This is a genomic window from Nocardioides humilatus (assembly GCF_008373755.1).
Classification (GTDB): domain Bacteria; phylum Actinomycetota; class Actinomycetes; order Propionibacteriales; family Nocardioidaceae; genus Nocardioides; species Nocardioides humilatus.
This window is the reverse complement of the sequence record NZ_VUJV01000003.1, coordinates 377,299-396,748: the sequence shown is the minus strand read 5'-3', so window position 1 is coordinate 396,748 and position 19,450 is coordinate 377,299. Positions and strand designations below refer to the sequence as shown.

The following is a 19,450-nucleotide window of genomic DNA, read 5'->3' as shown; positions in this document are numbered from 1 at the left end:
TGGAGTCACCTACCAGGCATTTCCTCGGAGGAGACCATGCAGAGCAACAACCCCGTCTTCCGCCGGTCGGAGGAGTTCAACCGAGCGGGCGGTGGCTACGGCCAGGCGTCCTACCAGGGCTACGCGCAGTCGCCGCAGGGCTACGGCGAGCAGCCGGGCACCTACGCGCCGGTGGCTCCCGCGAGCTCCGACCGGATGACGATCGACACGGTCGTGCAGTCGACCGCGATCACGCTCGGTGTGCTCGTGGTCGCCGCCGCCGTCACCTGGATCGGCACCGGTGACATCACCGACGACCCGGCTGGCGCGATCCCGGCCCTCAGCGCCGCGCTCACGATCGGTGCCCTCGGCGCGTTCGCGCTGTCGATGGTCAACTCGTTCAAGCGGGTCATCAGCCCCGCCCTGGTCATCGCGTTCGCGGTGTTCGAGGGCGTGGCGCTCGGCGCGCTGAGCAAGTTCTACGACGCCGTCTACGGCGCTGACGGCAGCATGGGCGGCATCGTCGTCCAGGCGGTCCTCGGCACCTTCGCCGCCTTCGGCGGCACGCTGGCTGCCTACAAGTTCTTCGACATCCAGGTCGGCCAGAAGTTCCGCACGTTCGTCATCTCGGCGATGTTCGGCATGGTGGCGCTGAGCCTGCTCGAGATCGTGCTCGGCCTCTTCGGCCAGGGCCTCGGCCTCTACGACAACGGCGCGATGGGCGCTCTGTTCGCCGTCCTCGGTCTGGTCCTGGGTGTGTTCATGCTCATCCTCGACTTCGACTTCATCGAGCAGGGCATCCGCAACGGCATCCCGGCCCGGGAGTCGTGGCGGGCGTCGTTCGCATTGACCGTCAGCCTGGTCTGGATCTACACCAACCTGCTGCGCATCCTGGCGATCCTGCAAGACAACTGATCTGCACGAGTCCGAAGGCCCCGGAGCGATCCGGGGCCTTCGGCCATTTCTGGGGTCTAGGAGGTCGCGGTCTCGGAGTCCGCGTCGGCCTCGTTGGCCGAGGGGGCCTCGGCGGTGGCCTGCGGCCGGCGGCGGCGGTGCCGCAGTTCGACCCAGAGTCCGCGGACGCCGGCCCGCTTGCCGGCGACCTCGGTGCCGCCGAGTTCGGTGCCGGGGGCGTTGACGGCCTGGATGGCCGCGCGGGACACGGGCAGCACGCCCTCGCCGCGGTAGGCCTCCAGCGCGCTCTCCTCGGCCGGTGCGTTGTCGAGCGCGGCGAGGATCGAGGGGAGCAGCACGTTGGCCAGCGCCCGGTAGCCCTCGGCGGACGGATGGAACTGGTCGGGTCCGAAGAGGACGGCCGGGTCGGCGGCAAACTCCGGACCGAGCACGTCGCCGAGGGAGACGGTGCGGCCGTTCTCCTCGATCACCGCGATCGTCTGGGCGGCCGCGAGTCGACGCGACCAGGCGCGCGCGACCTGGCGCAGCGGAGGTGCGATCGGTTGGATCGTGCCGAGGTCGGGGCAGGTGCCGACGACGACCTTGGTGCCGGCGGCGGTGAGGCGTCGTACGCCCTCGGACAGGTGGCGCACCGAGTGCGACGGCAAGACGGTGTGGGTGACGTCGTTGCCGCCGATCAGGATCACCGCCACCTCGGGCTCGATCGGTAGCGCGCGGTCGATCTGGGCGGTGAGGTCGGAGGAGCGGGCGCCGACGACACAGAACTCGCGCAGGTAGACGCGCCGGTCGGCGTGCTCGGAGACACCGCTCGCGATGAGTGCGCCCGGGGTCTCCTCGACCCGCTGCAGGCCGTAGCCGGCGGCGCTCGAGTCGCCGAGCAGCGCGATGCGGATCGCCGGTCCGGGACGCCGGCGGCCGTACCAACCGGTGGAGATCGGCGGCTCGGCGTCGGCCTGGCCGATGATCTTCCGGGCGAGCTTGGCCTCGGCCACCATCACGCCGTAGAGACCCGCTCCGAGCGCTGACACGCCTCCGCCGCCGTAGAGGGCGGCGGAGGCCAGCTTCCGTGCGGCGGCGGCTTTGCTCACGCCACCACTGTACGGATGGCGGCGACCCGCCTCTCGGTGTCCGTCACCTCACCTCGGCAAGGACCCGCTCGGCGCGCTGGATCTGCCAGGGCGAGATGCCGCCGCTGATGCGAAGGCCGTAGGTCAGGTGGTCCTGAGCTTGTCGATCCAGCCCCAGGGAAGCCTCGATCAGACCGCGGTGGATCCAGAAGTGCGAGTCCGGGGTGCCGAGGCGGGTCGCGAGCCGGGCGAGGCGCAAGGCCTTCTCGCTGTTGCCGGCCTGGTGCAGCGCCCAGCCGAGGGCGTCGGCGGCGGGGATCCCCTTGCGGCTGCGCCACTCGGCGCGGGCGGCAGCGAGTCCGACCTCGGGGTCGGCGTGGTCCGACATGAACAACGCGACGTCCAGCTCGCGACCCAGAGCGACGGCGTCCTTGTCGGAGGCGTAGGCGATCAGCTGGGTGAACTGCTCCTTTGCCAGCCGGTGACGGCCCAGCGCCAGGTAGGCCTCACCGAGCTCCACGTGGTGCTCGGGGTGGTCGGCGAGGACGACGATTCGCTGCCACAGGTGAGCCGAACGGTGGGGTCGGCCCTCCGCAGCGGCGAGCCGCGCACGAGAGATGAGGGCGGGGAGATAGTCGGGATCCAGGCGACGTACGGTGGCGAGAAGCTGCGTGGACACCGCGATGTTTCCGCGGCGCCGCTCGAGATCGGCGAGCAGGGTCAGCAGGTGGGTCCGGTCGCCACCCGTGGCGGAAGCAGCATTGCGGCGCAGGACGCCGATCGCCCGGGAGACATCGCCCCGGAGCTCGTAGGCGTAGGCGTAGCGAGCGACGATCGGCACTCCGGGCTGGCGCCGGTCCGCGACGCGAAGCGCCCTCAGCTGATCGGCGTAGCGGCCGAGCTCGGTCAGGGCATCGATCCGCAGCGCCAGTGCCGCGGGGTAGTAGGGATCGATCGCGAGCGCCTGGTCGGCGTACTTCAGAGCGTCGCCGAACTCGTGCTGCACCGCATGCAGGGCACTCGTCGCGGCGAGGGCCGGGACGTTGTCATCCGGCTCGATCGTCAGCGAACGATCGACGGCGTCCTGGGCCCGAGCGTAGAGGGACGTGTCTCCCGAGACCCGCACCTGCTCGACGTAGGCGAGAGCGAGGTTCGCCCACGTCACGAAGTCCTCAGGGACTCGGCGCAGCGTGTCACGCAGGGTGGCGATGATCGTCGTGAGGTCGCGTCCGTCGCCGGGGTCGATCCGGACGTCCGGAGCCGCCGCGTTGCGCGGTTCGGGTTCGGATCGGCTGGCGATGCCGATCCCGCCGGAGACGGCGAGGGCGGTGGAGACGAGCAGGACGAGGACGTACTTGCGCATGGTGGAGGCTCCCTCGAGCGGAGGTCCGGCCGCGCGTGACCGCGCGGCCGGACCGGATCGGATCAGCTGGCCTGTCGGAGCTCGGGCCGACGTCGCCCGCGCACCATCAGCACGGCGCCCGCGAACAGGCCCCCGCCACCGGCGCCGGTGAGGAACAGCGGCAGTGCGCCGCTGTTGCGCAGCCGGTCCACGGCACGCTCGAGCACGTCCTGCTGCCCGGGTGCGGACGGCGCCCCCTCGTGGGGAGCCACCTCGCTCCCGCTGGCAGGCAGCGCGAGGTAGGGGAACTGGTCGAGGAACTCGACGTCGTTGGTGGAGACACCGTCAGCAAGATCGTTCGGCTGACCGACCAGCTCACCTTCGACGACCTGCAGCGCGATGTCGATCACGTCGTCCGCCAGGCGCCTGCCGTTGGGGAAGCCCTGGTTGTCGCCTGCGATCACCCCGAGCGAGTTCGGGTCGCTGGTGACCGGGGTGGTCATGTTGAGCCGGAGCTGCTCGCTCGGCACCACGTTGGCAGGCATGTTGAGCCCGTCGACGCCGGTGAGGAAGACCGAGACGAGGTCGTTGCGCGGCTCGGCCGGCGCGTCGACCCCGTAGACCGCCTCGACCAGGTGGGGCAGCTCGGGTGAGGTGACGTAGTCGAGGAACTGGGTGTCGTTGCTGGGCCGCGAGGCGTTGAACCGGTTCTTGTCCTTGAGCGGGATCACGACCTCGTTCACCAACGGGTTGCCGAGCCGCGACACCTGGCGGTACTTGCCGTCGACACCGCGGCGGTCGGTGGTCGACCAGGTGCCGATGATCGGGAACTTCCCGACCTTGCCCCTGTTGGCCAGCTCGCTCCGGGGCACCTGGAGGGCGACCGAGTTGACGTTGAAGCCAGCCAGGGTGTCGTCCCCGCCCTCGGAGAAGTCACCGCCGTACAACAGGTCGAAGACGCGGAGGTCGAGGAAGAACGGGTCCTCCGCCTGCCCGGCGAACGAGCGGTAGCTGCCGTCAGGGCCGGCCTTCGTGACGCCCGACGCGCGCAGCGCGGCGTAGTCCGGCATCGAGGCCGAGCCGACGTTGGAGGGGACCACGCGACGGTTCTTCTTCAGCACCGTGGTCTCGCCGTTGGCGATCCGTTCGAGCCGGTAGGTCTGGTAGAAGTTCAGGTTCTCGTCGTTCAGCGACGTCACCGGGCCGGTCGCGTAGAGGAACGTGTCCCCGCTGACGTAGTGATCCTGGAAGGTCCATCGGAAGGTGATGTCCGGCTTGGTGTCGCCGTCGTTGTCGACCTTGATGTTGTAGCGGGCGTCGGTCGCGAACGAGTAGAAGTTCGGACCGCCGGCAGGCTCCTCGAACGGGATCCAGTTGGCGATCAGCGTGACCGTGTCCTGCCGGTCAGGGCTCCGGAAGGCGTAGAGGTCGGTCGCGTCGTACTGCGGAAGTCCCGCGATGAGCGGAGCCTCGCGGTGGCTGGAGCTGTTGGCAGCGATGGGGCCCATGCCGGCGAGGCCGACGGCCAGCATCACTCCTCCGAGCCCGGTGACGGCGAGGGCGGTCCGTGGCCGCCCGGTCGTGGTGCGCGATCTCATGTGCACTCCGTTCGAAATGACCGGCCCGTGTGACCGGTGTCACAAGGCCTTCGGAGCGGGAGCGGCACCGGATTGGTGGTGACCTGTCGGAAGGGTGCGGCGGCTAGGTTGTGGGCATGGAGTACGTCGAGTCCTTGCTGGACCTCATCGGCAACACCCCGTTGGTGCGCCTCTCTGACCAGGTCGTCGGTATCCCTGACGACACGCCGGGGGCTCCGCTGCTGCTCGCGAAGGTGGAGTACCTCAACCCCGGCGGCTCGGTGAAGGACCGGATCGCGTCGCGCATGATCGAGGCCGCCGAGGCCTCCGGCGCGCTGCAGCCGGGCGGGACGATCGTCGAGCCGACCTCCGGCAACACCGGTGTCGGGCTCGCGATGGTCGCGCAGGCCAAGGGCTACCGGTGCGTCTTCGTCTGCCCCGACAAGGTCAGCGAGGACAAGCGCAACGTGCTCAAGGCCTACGGCGCGGAGGTCGTCGTCTGCCCGACCGCCGTCGCGCCTGAGCACCCCGACTCCTACTACAACGTCTCGGACCGCCTCGCCTCGCAGCCCGGCGCCTGGAAGCCGGACCAGTACTCCAACCCGCACAACCCGCGATCCCACTACGAGGAGACCGGACCGGAGATCTGGCGGCAGACGGAGGGGAAGATCACCCACTTCGTCTGCGGCATGGGCACCGGCGGCACGATCAGCGGCGTCGGCCGCTACCTGAAGGAACAGAACCCGGACATCAAGGTGATCGGGGCCGACCCGTCGGGCTCGGTCTACTCCGGTGGCACCGGCCGCCCCTATCTCGTCGAGGGCGTCGGCGAGGACTTCTGGCCCGATACCTACGACCGCTCGATCGCCGATCGGGTGATCGAGGTCAGCGATGCCGACTCCTTCGCCTACACGCGGCGGCTGGCGCGCGAGCAGGCCCTGCTCGTCGGCGGCTCCTCTGGGATGGCCGCGTTCGCCGCGGCGCAGCTCGCGCGCGAGCTCGCGGAGACGCCAGGGGGCAAGGACGCCGTGATCGTCGTCCTCCTGCCCGACTCAGGCCGTGGTTATCTGACGAAGGTCTTCAACGATGACTGGCTGGCCACCTACGGCTTCGCGACCGGTGCTCCGTCGGCGGCCCAGACCGTCGGCGAGGTGCTCCGCGGCAAGTCCGGCCGCCTGCCCGACCTGGTCCACACGCACCCCAGCGAGACGGTCGCCGAGGCGGTCGCCATCCTCCAGGAGTACGGCGTCTCGCAGATGCCGGTCGTCCGAGCGGAGCCCCCGATCGTGGCCGCCGAGGTCGCGGGATCGGTCTCCGACCGCGCCCTCCTCGACGCCCTCTACGCCGGCCGCGCGCGCCTCACCGACTCCGTCGAGCAGCACATGTCGCCCCCGCTGCCGACCGTCGGTTCCACCGAGGACGCGCGCGACGCGGTGACCATGCTCGAGTCGGCCGACGCGGTGCTCGTGCAGGAGGACGGCAAGCCCGTCGGCGTACTCACGCGGCAGGACCTGCTCACCTTCCTCGCCCAGGGTTGATCGCTCCGCGATGATCGACCTGCCCGCCGGGATCCGCGAGGCGACGCCCGAGGACATCGCCGACATCCTGCGGCTGATCCAGGCGCTCGCCGACTACGAGCGCGAGCCCGACGCGGTCACCAACACCCCGGACCTGATCGAGCGCTGGCTCTTCGGCTCCGACCCGGTCGCCTCCGCCCTGGTCGCCGAGGTCGGCGGACAGGTCGTCGGCGTGGCCGTCTGGTACCGCAGCTACTCCACCTGGACGGGGACGCCCGGCATCTACCTGGAGGACCTCTTCGTCGAGCCCGAGCACCGCGGCCACGGCTTCGGGAAGGCCTTCCTGGTCGCGCTGGCCAGGATCGCGCTCGACCGGGGCTACCAGCGGTTCGAGTGGGTCGTGCTGGACTGGAACCAGCCAGCGATCGAGTTCTACGAGGCGCTCGGGGCGTGGCCCCTCCAGGAGTGGACCACCTACCGGGTCGACGGCGACAGGCTGCAGGTGCTCAGCGAGCTCTGACCCGCGCGGCCGGTCAGTGCAGGTGGTCGGCGAGCTTGCCCTCGGGACCGAAGAGCTCGACCGTCCAGGTGTCGAGGAGCTCCTCGTTGTCGTGGTCGGAGGGGTGGAACCCCTTGCGCAGGTAGTCGCCCAGGCTCTTCGCGACGTCGGGCTCGAGGAAGGGCGACTTCCGGAGCCGGGCGATGCTGCGGAACAGGCGCACCGGGTTGTAGGTCGCCCGGTCGCCCAGCATCGAGAGGATCGTCGCGATCAGGACGAGTCCGATCAGGCCGAAGGACTGGACGAGGAAACCGAATCGTCGGATCCACTCGGAGCCGCCGATGGTCCGGTAGACGTCGAAGGCCACCGCCTTGTGCTCGGTCTCCTCCAGGGCGTGCCACAGCAAGATGTTGCGCACCTCGGTGTCGCCGAGCAGGCGCTGCGCCTCGGGCTTGGTGAGGAGGCACTCCGCGAGCGTCGCGGTGTAGTGCTCGAGAGCGGCCGTGTAGCTGAGGTTGAGCTTGGCCGGCGCTCGCTTGGTGGCGTCGGCCAGCGCCCACTTCACGAACCGCGCGACGCGATGGGTCGGGTAGCCCATCTCCTGCAGCTGCCGGTTGAGCTCGCGGTGCTCGCGGCCGTGGGTGACCTCTTGCCCGATGAAGCCCTTGACCTGCGCCTTGAGGACCGGGTCGGTCACCTTGTCGGCGTAGTGCTGGACCGATCGGATGAAGAAGTCCTCCCCGGGCGGGAAGGTCGCGGACAGGACCGCCACGACGTGGCTCATGATCAGGTCGTCGTCGACGTAGTGGTGCCGCAGCGAGCCGGACGGGTAGCGGAACTTGATCCGGCGCACGGGGAGCTGGCGGTCCGGGTAGGCCATCGTCGGAGATTACCGCTACGCGGTGTAGTAGCAACAGGTGCTGGACTGCCCGTGACGCTCAGCGCGGCAGCGGATTCGGGCCGGTCGCGGTCACGAGCTGTTGGGGCACCCAGCCGTCGACATGGTGGAAGCCGTCCTCGAACGCGCCGCCATCGATCTCGACGGATGCGCGCAGCGAGAGGCGATAGAACTTCACGTGGGTGAAGTCCTCGAACAAGATGTAGACCGGGTCGGGCGTGCTGGTGGGCCCCTGGAACTGCTGGCCCGTCAACACCGGTTTGTGGACGTCGACGAAGGTGTCGAAGGTGTCGCCGACCACGACACCGAGGTGCTCCAACCCCATCTTGTAGACGCGCTGGTGCACGGGTGGGATGAGCTCGATCAGCCCGACGGTCTTGCCGTCGAGCACCTCGATCGGCTCGGCAGGAACGATCAAGGAGATCGGGCGGCCGTTCCAGAAGTTCTCGCGATTCGCGACCGCGTGACGTTCGAGCATGGTCCGCACGCGGACGTACTGGTCCCACTCCGGAACGCGGACGGCGAGGTGGCTCAGCGAGTAGGCGGTGATGTCGATGCCCCGATCGAGCAGTCGGTCGCTCTGCTGCGCGGCGAATGCCCGATAGTCCCCGATGATGTCGCCCAGTGGATCGGTCATCGCATCCTCTTGTCGGTAGATCTGGTCATCGACGTCCGGAGCGTAGGCCCGATCTGCGCGTCGGTCGAGCGTGCGCGTGCGATGCTGCGACCGTGGTGGGTGAGCTCCCCTCCGGCACGGTGACGTTCGCATTCGTCGACGTCGTCGGGAGCACGTCTGCCTTCACCGATCACGGTGACGCTTTCGTCGCGGCTCTCGACATCCTGCACCGGGTGATCGCCGACTGCACCGGAGCGCAGGCCGGCGTCGTCGTGAAGACCGAGGGCGACGGCGCGTTCCTCGCCTTCCCCGATGCCGACGGTGCCGTGCGCGCTCTCGTCGCCTTGCAGGACCGGGTCGAGGCGACGGTCGCCGACCCCGCCACCCCCGAGCCGCGGCTTCGGGTCCGCGCCGGCGCGCACACGGGCGCTGCGACCCCGGTCTCCGGCGACTACGTCGCCCTGCCGGTCAATGTGGCCGCCCGGGTGACCTCGGCCGCCGGCGCGGGGCAGGCGCTGATCTCCGAAGCGGTGGTCGAGGCCTTGAGCGACGCCGCCCTCGCCGGGCCTGCTGTCGGGGAGTACGCACTGAAGGACGTGCGCGGACCGACCAGCCTCTACCGGGTGACCGGGCCGCCAGACGCGCCGCGAGCAGCGCCGTACCGGCGGACCAACGTGGCCGAGACGGTCACCTCCTTCGTCGGTCGTGATGCCGAACTGATCGCGCTGGGTGACCTGGTGCGGTCGCACCGCCTCGTCACCGTGCTCGGTCCCGGGGGCATGGGGAAGACGCGACTGACCTCGGAGCTGGTGCTCCGGATAGCCTCGTCCTACGACTCCGGCGCCTGGCTGGTCGAGCTCGCCTCGGTCTCCGAACCGGAGCAGGTCCTGAGCCAGTTCGCTGCGGCCGTCGGGTCGCGCGCGAGCAGCGCCGACGAGCTCGCCGACGAACTGGTGGGGCGCGGCCGGATGCTGCTTCTCGTCGACAACTGCGAGCACGTGATCGATGCCGCGGCCGAGGTGGCTGGCCAGCTCTTGGCGCGAGTGCCCCACCTGTCCGTCCTGGCCACGAGCCGCGAGGCCTTGATGGTCGAGGGCGAACGCGTGTGGCGCATCCCTGCCCTCGCGGTCGAGGACGCGGGTTGCGCGCTGTTCGCCCATCGCTACGCCGACGGCACCGCCGAGTTCGAGCGGCTCGACCGCTCGGTCGTCGCTGAGCTGTGCCGTGCGCTCGACGGGTCTCCGCTCGCGATCGAGCTCGCGTCCTCGCACGCCCACTCCCTGCCGATCGACCAGTTGCTCGCGGTGGTCCGCGACGGCAGCGAGACCCTCGCGCGGAGGGGAGGCGGACGGCAGTCCAGCCTGGATGCCGTGGTCGCCTGGAGCATCGACCGCCTCGACCGCGTGCATCGGGAGGCGCTGTTGGTGTTGGCTCAGGCGCCCGCCCGGCTCACCTCCGAGGAGGCGGCGCTGCTCCTTCGCGACCTCGTCCCCGACCACGCGACCACGGCGGTCGCGGTGCTGCGGCACCTCGTCAGCGTCAGCCTGGTCGACCTCGACGGTGACCGTTACCGGCTCCTCGACACCATCCGTGCAGCCGCCCGGCGTGCGTTGCGTGCCGATGACCAGCTGCGTCCCCGCGCGCGGCGGATGCTGCATGCCGCCGCCGCAGCGCTGGTCGACCCTGATCACGACTTCAGCCTCATCTACCAGGACGACCCCCGCGCAGATCGGTTGCTCCTGCTCGAGGAAGCGGTCGTCGACGCATGGGAGGACCGGACGCCGGGACTGGGAGAGGTGTGGGTCACCCTGGGGATCGTCGCGGTCTACCTTCCCCTCAGCGAGCGGCTCCGCCGAACTGCGTCGGCTGCGGTCGCCGAGGTCCCGGACGCGGTCGCGATCGGCTCCGACGACGCCTACCGGATTGCTGGCGCGTATCAGATCGCGGCGATGGCTGACCTTGGTGCGGTCAGTTGGTCGGCGGAGGACAGCGTGCGCTTCGTCGAGGCTGTCGCGGCCGGCAGTCCGCCGCAGGTCGGCACCCGCGTGGCGATGATCGCCGCCACCGTGCTCGTCCACGCGTCACGTGCCGAGGGGGCCGTGCCGATCGTTGAGCGGGCCGTCGGGCTGGCGGAGCTGACCGGTGAGGTCATCCACCGCGCGAACGCCGCTGTCTTGGAGGCGTTCGTCGCGGCCATGCGCGGAGACCACGAACGCGCCCTCGCGCTCTCCGATCGAGCGCGGGAGATCGCCGGTCCCGATTATGCCGACTGGCCCGCGATGGAGAACAACCACGCCTGCAACCTGGTGGTCGCCGGACGGCCCGACGAGGCCATCGCCGTCCTGCGCCGTGCACTCGATCGGCACCCGTGGACGAAGGACCGTTGGGGTCTCACGACCTCCTTGGCCGAGGCTCTGCTCGCCGCCGGTGAACCCGCGGACGCCGCGATCATCGCCGAACAGGTGCGCGAAGAGCTGGTGAAGGAGCCCATGCACGGACCGGCCCGCCAGTTCCTGTCTCTGGTCGACGGGTTGATCCCCCAGATCGAGGAGGCGTTGCTCAGGTCGGCGGAGTGAAGTAGCGGCAGCCGTGGTGGGGCGCTAGCCCGAGGGCGTCGTACCAGGTCCGGGCGGGGGTGTTGCCCGTCTCGACGTGCAACCAGACGGTCGTCGCGCCCTGCTCGGCTCCCCAGGAGGCGAGTTCTGCGAGCACCGCAGTGGCGAGCCCCTGCCGCCGGTGGGCCGGGTCGACCTCGATGCCGTGCACGCCGATCCAGTCGCCGTCGACGGCGGCATCGCCGCGCGCCCAGACGGTCCCGCCGTCGGAGATGGTGGCGGCCGCGCGCGTGCCGTCGACCTCGAGCGACGCCAGGTCGGGCACCCGGCCGATGCGGCGGCGTACTTGGGAGAGGCCGGCGAGGCGCAGCTCGGCGTCGCCGGTGGGGTCGTGGACCCAGCCGGCTTCGCGAACGGCGGACTCCTCGGGGGAGTCGGCCTCGACCTGGACGTAAGCCGGCCGCGACCGGGCGTCGTAGAACGACCGCACCGCGTCGAGTGCCTGCGGGAGCGGCAGATCGGGGTCGCCGAAGGCCAGGCACGAGTTGGCACGGCGTCGCAGCCGGCCGACGGGTTCGGTCTCGGAACGGAGTACCCACGCACCCAGGGGAGCGGTCTCAATCGTCGCGAAGAGCGAGGCGGTGTGCAGTTCGGCGTCGCGCGACGACACCCGCATGCGCACCGAAGGTCGGGGCGGTACGGGCTTCCCCGACACGATGTCGGCCACCGGGATCGTCACCGCATCGCCGGTCTCCGGCTGTACGACGCACAGGCCGTCGGCCCACGAGAGGCACACGCCGAGCAGGTCGGTCATCGCCGGTCCGCCGCTGGGGCCCGTCTCGCCACGGAGCAGTCGACGGACCACGACGCGCTGGCCGACCACGTGGGGCCCGAGAAGATGCTGTCCCGTTTCCCGAGGGTCCTGCTCCGTTGTCACGAGCGGGATACTAGGCTGCGCCAGGAACATGAAACCGTTTCGTGTTTTGCATCCGCTCTTGCAGCAGCATCAGGAGGAGACCGGTGACCTACGTCATCTCCCAGCCGTGTGTGGACCTCAAGGACCGCGCGTGCGTCGACGAGTGCCCCGTCGACTGCATCTACGAAGGCAAGCGGATGCTCTACATCCACCCGGATGAGTGCGTCGACTGCGGTGCCTGCGAGCCGGTCTGCCCGGTCGAGGCGATCTTCTACGAGGACGACGTGCCGGAGGAGTGGAAGGACTACTACGACGCCAACGTCGGGTTCTTCAGCGACCTCGGCTCGCCGGGCGGTGCGGCCAAGATGGGTGAGATCGACAAGGACCACCCCTTCGTCGCCGCCCTCGAGCCGCAAGAGCACGACGAGCACTGAACACTTCATCACCGGGCACTCCACTGACTGGTGGAGTCTCCGGGCGTCTGCCCGACTTCCCGTGGGACAAGCTCACGGCCTTCGCCGAGAAGGCCCGTAGCCACCCCGGCGGCATCGTCGACCTCTCGGTCGGCACGCCGGTCGACCCGACGCCCGAGGTCGCCCAGGCGGCGCTGCGTGCCGCCGCGGACTCGCCCGGCTATCCGCTGACGGTCGGCCTGGTCGAGACCCGGCAGGCCGTCGTCGACTGGTTCGCGCGGGTCCACGGCGTGACCGGGCTCGACGTCGATCAGGTGCTGCCGGTGATCGGCTCCAAGGAGCTGATCGGGTCGATGCCGCTCCACCTCGGCATCGGACCCGGCGACCTGGTCGTCTACCCCGAGCTGGCCTACCCGACCTACGAGGTCAGCGCTGCGCTGGTCGGCGCCCGCACGATGGCCACCGACTCGCTCACGGCCCTCGGCCCTGAGACCCCGCGCCTGCTCTGGATCAACTCGCCCTCCAACCCGACCGGTCGGGTGCTCCCGAAGGAGCACCTGAAGAAGGTCGTCGACTGGTGCCGGGAGCGGGGCGTGCTGCTCGTCTCCGACGAGTGCTACATCGAGTGCTGCTGGGACGCTGAAGCGGTCTCGGTGCTCCACCCCGACATCTGCGGCGGCAGCCACGAGGGCATCCTCGCGGTCCACTCGCTCTCGAAGCGGTCCAACCTCGCGGGCTACCGCTGCGCCTTCGTCGCGGGTGACCGCCAGGTGATCGCGGAGCTGCTCGCCGTCCGCAAGAACCTCGGGCTGCAGATGCCCGGTCCGCAGCAGAAGGTGCTGGCCGCCGTACTTGCCGACGACGCGCACAGCCTCGAGCAGCACGCGCGGTACGCCGCCCGGCGGGCCACGCTGCGCGCCGCACTCGAGGGGGCCGGCTTCACCGTCGACCACTCCGAGGCCTCGCTCTACCTGTGGGCGACCCGCGGTCCCGAGGGCCCCGACTGCTGGGCGACCGTCGCCGAGCTCGCCGACCTCGGCATCCTCGTGGCGCCGGGTGAGTTCTACGGCGTGGCGGGCTCCCACCACGTGCGGGTGGCCTTCACCGCCACCGACGAGCGCGTGGCCGCGGCCGCGGCTCGCCTCGCCGCGCGCTGATCTGCGACCGCCCCAGGCGTACGGTCGGCGCATGCGCCGGCTGTTTCTCGGGATCGTCCTGCTGCTCCTGCTCAGCGCGTGCAGCGACAGCGAGGAGCCGACGGGGCGCATCACACCGTCCATCGGATTGCCGTCGAGGCCGTCTGACGCGGGGGCGGAGGTCGCGCTCCCCGACGGTACCGAGCTGCGCTACGTGCTCCACCTGCCGCGGCAGTTCAAGAAGGATCGGCCGCTTCCGCTCGTGCTCGTCTTCCACGGCAGCCCGGGCACGCCGGAGTCGATGATGGAGGACACCCGCTTCAACGACCTGGCCGACCGCGAGGGGTTCCTCGTCGTCTACCCCGACAACTACAGCGGCCCCCACGAGATCCCGGTGCTCCTCGACCACCTGACGGAGCGGAACCTGCCCATCGACCAGCGCCGCATCTACGCCGCGGGCTTCTCCCGCGGCGCGACCGCTGTCTACGACCTCGCTCGTCACCAGTCAGGACGGATCGCTGCGTTCGCTCCCGTCAGCGGGGTGAGCGACAGCGGCTTCGACCTGCGGCGGGTGCCGTCGCTGATCGCAGTCCAAGGCACGGCCGACGACCTCGCGCCCGGCTTCGCGCCGCTCAACCGCGAGTGGGACCGGGCGGCCGGTTGCGACGAGCGGCGGGACTTCGGCGTACGCCTCGGCGGCCGTCCGGCGCACCTCACCATCGCGCGGTGCGCCGACGGCACCGAGCACCGTGTCTACTCCGTCGAGGGGATGGGCCACGTCTGGCCCCGACCAGCGACCCGACTGGTCTGGGACTTCTTCGCGGCCCACCCGCTCAGCGGTGGACGGTGATCGTGGGACTGAGGTCCTTCTTGCACAGAGCGGTCCGCTTCACCTTGGCGTAGAACTTGCCCGCGGTGCCGGTGTTGCCGGTGCTCCAGTCGCCGTCGTCGTCGGTGGTGTCCATCGCGAAGTGCTGGTCATCGCCACCACCGCGGGTGCCGATCTGCTTGTAGACGTGGACCGGTCGTTCGCGCTTGCAGCTCGACCGTGGGCTGCTGACGTGGCCGAAGAGATCGGTCCCCTCCGCGGAGATGGTGACCGTGGAGGAGGCCCGGTCGCCGGCGGACGCGCTGGGGCCGATGAGGAGCACGGCGCCTCCGGTCGACAGGGCGATCGCAGAGGCCGCGATGCGACGAGAAACGGGAGAGGTGAACATGGGGGTTCCTTCCGGTCGGGGACCGATCGGTTCACAGTAGCCCCCGGACGTCGTCCGGGGGTGGGCGTCAGGCCGGCAGCTCGGCGAGGACACCGAGCATGTGGTTCATGACGGCGAAGTGCTCGGCGTCCGGGCTGAACATGACGAGCTCGGCGTCCTCCTCGACGCGGACCGAGTGGCCCGCCGGCCAGTGGAACACCTCGCCCGCCGAGCAGGTCTCGTCGGACCCGTCGGCGTAGCTCACGACCAGGCGACCACGGACGACGAAGCCCCAGTGCGGGGCCTGGCAGGCGTCGTCCTCGAGACCCTGGAGGAGCGGCGCGATGTCGACGCCCGCAGCGAGGACCAGGTGCTCGGCCGCGAGGGAACCGTCGGCGACGCCGTAGGAGGGCAGGTGACGGACGGTGGCGCCGAGGGCGTTCATCTTGATCGGCAGGTCGCGCGTGGTGGTGTGCATGGGAGGTGTCCTTCCGGGGAGTTGGTCGGTTACCCAGAAGGCGGGACATCGGCTGTCACAATGCGACAGTGAGCGCGGACGACAGGGAGTCTGAGCTCGAGGCCCGCGTCGACGCGGCGTACGGCGGCGGCGAGCTCGAGCTCGCGGTGTCGCTGCTCGAGGAGCTCTATGCGCGCCACGACGCGGCTGGGCGGCCCGAGGAGGCGGCCTCGGCCGCGGCCCGGGTCGCACTGATGCTCCTGTGCGAGACCGGGCTGATGGCGCCGGTGCGCGGATGGGTAGCGCGCGCCGCACGGCTGGTCGCCGGTCGGCCGACCGGGCCGGTCGATGCGCTCCTCGCGGCGATCCGGGCGGCGGAACGCGTCCTGTCGGGAGACCCTGAGGGTGCCCGCGCGCCTGCCGAGGCGGCGATCGAGCTCGGCGACCGGTTTGGCGTCGATCCCGCCCGCGGGCTCGGCCGGACCATGATCGCCCGGCTGGCCATCCACGCCGGCGACGTCGACGCAGGGCTGGCGATGCTCGACGAGCTTGCGATCGACCTCGCTGCCGGAGAGTTCGACCCGCTGACGACGGGCAACGTCTACTGCGAGCTGATCTGCATCGCCCAGTGGGTCGGCCGGGGCGACCGGGCCCGGGAGTGGACCGACCTGATGGACCACTGGCGCCACGGACCGGGCATCGCGACGACCCACGGTCGTTGCCGGGTGCATCGCGCCGAGCTGCTGCGCGTGTCGGGCCCGGGCGATGACGCGGAGCAGGAGGCCCTCGCGGCCTGCGAGGAGCTGCGCCCGTGGATGCGCCGAGAGTACGGCTGGCCGCTCGTGGAGCTCGGCAACATCCGCCTCCGGCGGGGCGACCTGGTCGGTGCCGAGGAATCGTTCCTCCAGGCCCACGAACGGGCCTGGTCGCCGCAGCCGGGGCTGGCCCTGGTCCGCCTCGAGCAGGGGGCGGCAGCGGAGGCGGCCGGGATGCTCGCCGGTGAGCTCGCCCACCCCACGGGGATGCCCTGGAAGGAGCAGCCACCCTTCGGCGACCTGCGGCAGGTGCCGCTGCTGGCCGCCCAGGTCGAGGTTGCTGCCGCACGGGGGGATCGCGCGACGGCAGCGTCGGCCATGGCCACGCTGCGCGCGACGGCGGACCGCTACTCGAGTCCGTCGCTCCACGCGGTGGCGGCGCTGGCGGCCGCTCGCACGGCGCTGCTGACGGGCGACACGACGGCGGCCGCCCAGCAGGCGCACGCCGCCGTGGTGGCGTGGGTCGAGATGCAGGCGCCCTACGACGCTGCCGTGGCTCGGTGCGTGCTCGCCGAGGCCTTCGCCGCGGCGGGCAACCCGTCGGGGGCCGCGCTGGAGTGGACGGCAGCAGCGTCGGCGTTCGCGGAGTTCGGAGCGCGGCTGCGCGAGGCTGACGTCCGCGCGCGCCTCGAGAAACCAGGTGAGCCCCGCGACGCCGCGGTCGCAGTAGCGGCCAGCCTGCTGCGCAGCGGCGACCACTGGGAGATCGACTTCCGGGGTCGTCGTACGGTCCTCGCCGACCTCAAGGGCATCGGCTACCTCGCGCGCCTCCTGGCCCAGCCCGACACGGAGATCCACGCGCTCGACCTCGCCGGCGCCGCCGTCGTCGACAGCGGGCTCCCGGTCCTCGACGACGAGGCCAAGGCGTCCTACCGCCGGCGGCTCGCCGAGGTCGAGGACGACATCGTGGAGGCGGAGCACGACCACGACGACGCGCGTCGTGCGCTCGCCGAGCGGGACCGCGACTACCTGATGGCCGAGCTGACCGCAGCCGCAGGTCTCGGCGGTCGCGACCGGACGACGGGAGGCACGGCCGAGCGTGCCCGCGGTGCGGTGACCCGGTCGCTGCGCTACGCACTGGCCCGGCTGGAGGAGCAGCATCCCGACCTGGGCGCCCACCTGGCGCGAACGGTCCGGACCGGCGCCTACTGCAGCTACCAGCCCGACCCGCTCGCGCCGGTGGAGTGGCGCCTCGGCTGACTTGCGATCAGCGGTGGGCGGTGATCGTGGGGCTGAAGTCGGCCTTGCAGAAGGTCGTCTTCTTCACCTTGGCGTAGAACTTGCCCGCGGTGCCGGTGTTGCCGGTGTTCCAGTCGCCGTCGTCGTCGGAGGTGTCCATCGCGAAGCGGATGTCGTCGCCGCCGCCGCGGGTGCCGACGACCTTGTAGACGATGACGGCCCGGTTGGGCTCGCAGGAGGAGTTGGTGCTGCTCACGTTGCCGAAGAGGTCGGTGCCCTCCGCCTGGATGGTCACGGTCGACGGGATGGTCGGCGCGGCCTGGGCCGGGGTCGCGGCGAGCGCGATGCCGGCGGTGGCGAGACCGAGAAGCGAACCTGCGGCGGCCTTGAGTGCGATGTTCATGGGGTGCTCCTTCCGAGAGCGGTACGAGGGGGTATGTGCTGTGTGGATGCACCTCGACCGCGGTGGAGTTCCCGGTTCTGCGAAGTTTTCTTGAAATCAGTCGAAGACGTCGACGTGGACCCGGTCGCTCGCCTGCTTCTCGTCGCGGCGCCAGCCGTCGCGACCGGCGGTCCAGACCTGCCCGTCAAACGCGACCGTGCGGATGTCGAGCCGATCGGCGTTACCGACCAGGTAGTGGGCGAGCGCCCAGCCGCGCACCTTGCTCGCCTCGGACACCGGCCGCATCGACACGTCGATCGACGACCCGTCGAGGTCGGCGAGATCGAGCGATCCGAACTGCTCCAGCAGGTCTTCCCGTACGGCGTCGGCCCGCGCCGTGAGCCCCGACTCGAGCCGCTTGCTGTCCTCCGACGGCGCGCCGCCGTCGAGGTCGCAGCTGAAGGAGGCGGGGGAGTAGCCGGTCAATGCCGAGGCGAGGGCGCGCGCATCTTCCTCGTGGTCGGCGTACGCGCTGGGGTAGGCCGAGCGCTGCACGTGCTGGGCCGCCTCGGTGATCTCCATGTCTTCGTATCCGTCGACCTGCACGAGCGCGTCGTAGAAGGCGTTGGTGGAGTAGTCGCGGTCGAGGATCTGGGCCCTGGTGCCCCAGCCCTGCGACGGCCGCTGCTGGAAGAGCCCGAGGGAGTCGCGGTCCCCGTAGTCGATGTTGGTGAGCTTGGACTCCTGGAACGCCGTCGCGAGCGCGATGGAGACCGCCCGCGCGGGCAGTCCGCGGCGGAGGCCGATCGCGGTGATCAGGGTGGCGTTCTCGGCCTGCTCGCCGCTGATCTCCACCTCGTGGTTGGCGACCGTCGCGCTGCAGTCACCGCTCGGACCGGACACGATGTCGTCGACCGCGTGGAAGACCGCGATGCCGACCGTGACGACGACCGCGAGCGCGGCGAAGCCGATCACGATCGCGAAACCACGGCCCCTCATGCTTCGAGTGTCCGAGATGGGTGGTGACGCAGGAGCGGCACCACTCAGTTGGCGTGCAGCGCCGCGTTGAGGGAGATGCCCTCGCCCTGCCACGGCACGGCCTCGACCGCGCCGGTCTGGCTGTTGCGCCGGAAGAGCACGTTGTGGGCGCCGGAGAGGTCGCGCGCCTTCACGATCCGCGTCTCCGACCCGGGCAGGTGGAGGAGGACCTTGGTGCCCGCGGTGATGTAGCAGCCCGCCTCGACGACGCAGTCGTCGCCGAGGGAGATGCCGATGCCCGCATTGGCGCCCAGTAGGCAGCGCTGGCCGATCGAGATGACCTCCTTGCCGCCGCCGGACAGGGTGCCCATGATCGAGGCGCCGCCACCGACGTCGGAGCCGTCGCCGACGACGACGCCACCGGAGATCCGGCCCTCGACCATCGAGGCGCCGAGGGTGCCGGCGTTGAAGTTCACGAAGCCCTCGTGCATGACTGTCGTGCCCTCGGCGAGGTGCGCGCCGAGCCGCACCCGGTCGGCGTCGGCGATGCGGACGCCGGTCGGGAGGACGTAGTCGACCATGCGCGGGAACTTGTCGACGCCGTAGACCGCGACGTTGTCGCCAGCGGCCCGCAGCCGTGCGCGGGTGAGCTCGAAGCCGTCGACCGCGCAGGGCCCGGCGCTCGTCCAGACGACGTTGGTGAGCAGGCCGAAGATACCGTCGAGGTTGATCTCGTGGGGCCGGACGAGGCGGTGGGAGAGCAGGTGCAGCCGCAGCCAGACGTCGACCGTGGAGGCCGGGGGCGCGGACAGGTCGGCGATCTCGACGAGGGAGACCCGCTTCTCGACCCCGCGCACCTTGTCGCTGCCCTGCAGCGTCTCGAGCTCCTCGGGCGCGTCGGCGTCGGCGGGCTTCTCGCCGAGCGCGGGGGAGGGGAACCAGGTGTCGAGAACCGAGTCGTCAGAGGCGTAGGTGGTCAGGCCGTAGCCCCAAGCAGCAGTCACGTGGGGTGA

Annotated in this window: 19 protein-coding genes; 8 read left to right on the top strand and 11 right to left on the bottom strand. The window is 70.7% G+C overall.

What is annotated here, in order from left to right:
• Positions 1–36: 36 nt before the first annotated feature.
• Positions 37–894, top strand: a complete 858-nt coding sequence (locus F0U44_RS09685) for a Bax inhibitor-1/YccA family protein (protein ID WP_149728094.1) — start codon at positions 37–39, stop codon at positions 892–894.
• A 56-nt stretch (positions 895–950) separates the two neighbouring features.
• Here F0U44_RS09685 and F0U44_RS09680 read toward each other — a convergent pair whose 3' ends face one another.
• The 3 genes from F0U44_RS09680 to F0U44_RS09670 all read right to left on the bottom strand — a co-directional run bounded on the left by F0U44_RS09680 (position 951) and on the right by F0U44_RS09670 (position 4,901).
• Positions 951–1,982, bottom strand: a complete 1,032-nt coding sequence (locus F0U44_RS09680) for an SGNH/GDSL hydrolase family protein (RefSeq protein ID WP_149728093.1) — start codon at positions 1,980–1,982, stop codon at positions 951–953.
• Between the two features lie 43 nt (positions 1,983–2,025).
• Positions 2,026–3,324 (bottom strand): tetratricopeptide repeat protein, encoded by a 1,299-nt coding sequence (locus F0U44_RS09675; protein WP_149728092.1) that lies wholly within the window; start codon positions 3,322–3,324, stop codon positions 2,026–2,028.
• Between the two features lie 62 nt (positions 3,325–3,386).
• Positions 3,387–4,901 (bottom strand): DUF4331 domain-containing protein, encoded by a 1,515-nt coding sequence (locus F0U44_RS09670; RefSeq protein ID WP_149728091.1) that lies wholly within the window; start codon positions 4,899–4,901, stop codon positions 3,387–3,389.
• A gap of 116 nt (positions 4,902–5,017) precedes the next feature.
• Between F0U44_RS09670 and F0U44_RS09665 the strand changes: the two genes are divergently transcribed.
• Both F0U44_RS09665 and F0U44_RS09660 read left to right on the top strand, forming a co-directional pair.
• The gene (locus F0U44_RS09665) at positions 5,018–6,418 is read left to right on the top strand and encodes a cystathionine beta-synthase (protein ID WP_149728090.1); all 1,401 of its coding nucleotides are present in this window, start codon (positions 5,018–5,020) and stop codon (positions 6,416–6,418) included.
• Positions 6,419–6,428: 10 nt separating this feature from the next.
• A complete protein-coding gene (locus F0U44_RS09660; RefSeq protein ID WP_149728089.1) occupies positions 6,429–6,917 on the top strand; it encodes a GNAT family N-acetyltransferase in 489 nt (162 codons plus the stop codon).
• A 13-nt stretch (positions 6,918–6,930) separates the two neighbouring features.
• Here the strand turns inward: F0U44_RS09660 and F0U44_RS09655 are convergent, their stop codons facing one another.
• Complete coding sequence (locus F0U44_RS09655; RefSeq protein WP_149728088.1) at positions 6,931–7,776, bottom strand: metal-dependent hydrolase; 846 nt, start codon at positions 7,774–7,776, stop codon at positions 6,931–6,933.
• Between the two features lie 58 nt (positions 7,777–7,834).
• The gene (locus tag F0U44_RS09650; protein ID WP_188113413.1) at positions 7,835–8,431 is read right to left on the bottom strand and encodes a VOC family protein; all 597 of its coding nucleotides are present in this window, start codon (positions 8,429–8,431) and stop codon (positions 7,835–7,837) included.
• Positions 8,432–8,526: 95 nt separating this feature from the next.
• Here F0U44_RS09650 and F0U44_RS09645 point away from each other — a divergent pair, with 95 nt between their 5' ends.
• Complete coding sequence (locus F0U44_RS09645; protein ID WP_188113412.1) at positions 8,527–10,986, top strand: ATP-binding protein; 2,460 nt, start codon at positions 8,527–8,529, stop codon at positions 10,984–10,986.
• On the opposite strand, the gene F0U44_RS09640 is transcribed toward F0U44_RS09645, so the two are convergent.
• A complete protein-coding gene (locus F0U44_RS09640; protein WP_188113411.1) occupies positions 10,970–11,902 on the bottom strand; it encodes a GNAT family N-acetyltransferase in 933 nt (310 codons plus the stop codon). The genes F0U44_RS09645 and F0U44_RS09640 overlap by 17 nt on opposite strands.
• An 83-nt stretch (positions 11,903–11,985) precedes the next feature.
• On the opposite strand from F0U44_RS09640, the gene fdxA reads away from it, so the two are divergent.
• The 3 genes from fdxA to F0U44_RS09625 are packed head-to-tail and all read left to right on the top strand — an operon-like array spanning position 11,986 to position 14,280.
• On the top strand, positions 11,986–12,315 hold the full coding sequence (gene fdxA, locus F0U44_RS09635; RefSeq protein WP_149728084.1) for a ferredoxin: 330 nt from the start codon (positions 11,986–11,988) through the stop codon (positions 12,313–12,315).
• A complete protein-coding gene (gene dapC / locus F0U44_RS09630) occupies positions 12,312–13,451 on the top strand; it encodes a succinyldiaminopimelate transaminase (RefSeq protein ID WP_306461716.1) in 1,140 nt (379 codons plus the stop codon). Before fdxA ends, dapC begins: the two co-directional genes overlap by 4 nt.
• Before the next feature lie 31 nt (positions 13,452–13,482).
• Entirely contained in the window at positions 13,483–14,280 is a 798-nt protein-coding gene (locus F0U44_RS09625) for a CE1 family esterase (RefSeq protein ID WP_149728082.1), read from the top strand.
• Here the strand turns inward: F0U44_RS09625 and F0U44_RS09620 are convergent.
• Both F0U44_RS09620 and F0U44_RS09615 read right to left on the bottom strand, forming a co-directional pair.
• Positions 14,264–14,647 (bottom strand): hypothetical protein, encoded by a 384-nt coding sequence (locus F0U44_RS09620; RefSeq protein ID WP_149728081.1) that lies wholly within the window; start codon positions 14,645–14,647, stop codon positions 14,264–14,266. The genes F0U44_RS09625 and F0U44_RS09620 overlap by 17 nt on opposite strands.
• A 67-nt stretch (positions 14,648–14,714) precedes the next feature.
• The gene (locus F0U44_RS09615) at positions 14,715–15,104 is read right to left on the bottom strand and encodes a cupin domain-containing protein (protein ID WP_149728080.1); all 390 of its coding nucleotides are present in this window, start codon (positions 15,102–15,104) and stop codon (positions 14,715–14,717) included.
• Between the two features lie 68 nt (positions 15,105–15,172).
• On the opposite strand from F0U44_RS09615, the gene F0U44_RS09610 reads away from it, so the two are divergent.
• Positions 15,173–17,098, top strand: a complete 1,926-nt coding sequence (locus F0U44_RS09610) for a tetratricopeptide repeat protein (protein ID WP_149728079.1) — start codon at positions 15,173–15,175, stop codon at positions 17,096–17,098.
• Positions 17,099–17,105: 7 nt separating this feature from the next.
• Here the strand turns inward: F0U44_RS09610 and F0U44_RS09605 are convergent, their stop codons facing one another.
• From F0U44_RS09605 to dapD, 3 genes are all read right to left on the bottom strand, one after another.
• Positions 17,106–17,480: a hypothetical protein gene (locus tag F0U44_RS09605; RefSeq protein WP_149728078.1), complete on the bottom strand. Its 375-nt coding sequence runs from the start codon at positions 17,478–17,480 to the stop codon at positions 17,106–17,108.
• Positions 17,481–17,576: 96 nt separating this feature from the next.
• Positions 17,577–18,458, bottom strand: a complete 882-nt coding sequence (locus F0U44_RS09600; RefSeq protein ID WP_149728077.1) for a VldE C-terminal domain-containing protein — start codon at positions 18,456–18,458, stop codon at positions 17,577–17,579.
• 44 nt (positions 18,459–18,502) lie between these two features.
• Entirely contained in the window at positions 18,503–19,441 is a 939-nt protein-coding gene (gene dapD / locus F0U44_RS09595) for a 2,3,4,5-tetrahydropyridine-2,6-dicarboxylate N-succinyltransferase (RefSeq protein WP_149728076.1), read from the bottom strand.
• Positions 19,442–19,450: the final 9 nt, after the last annotated feature.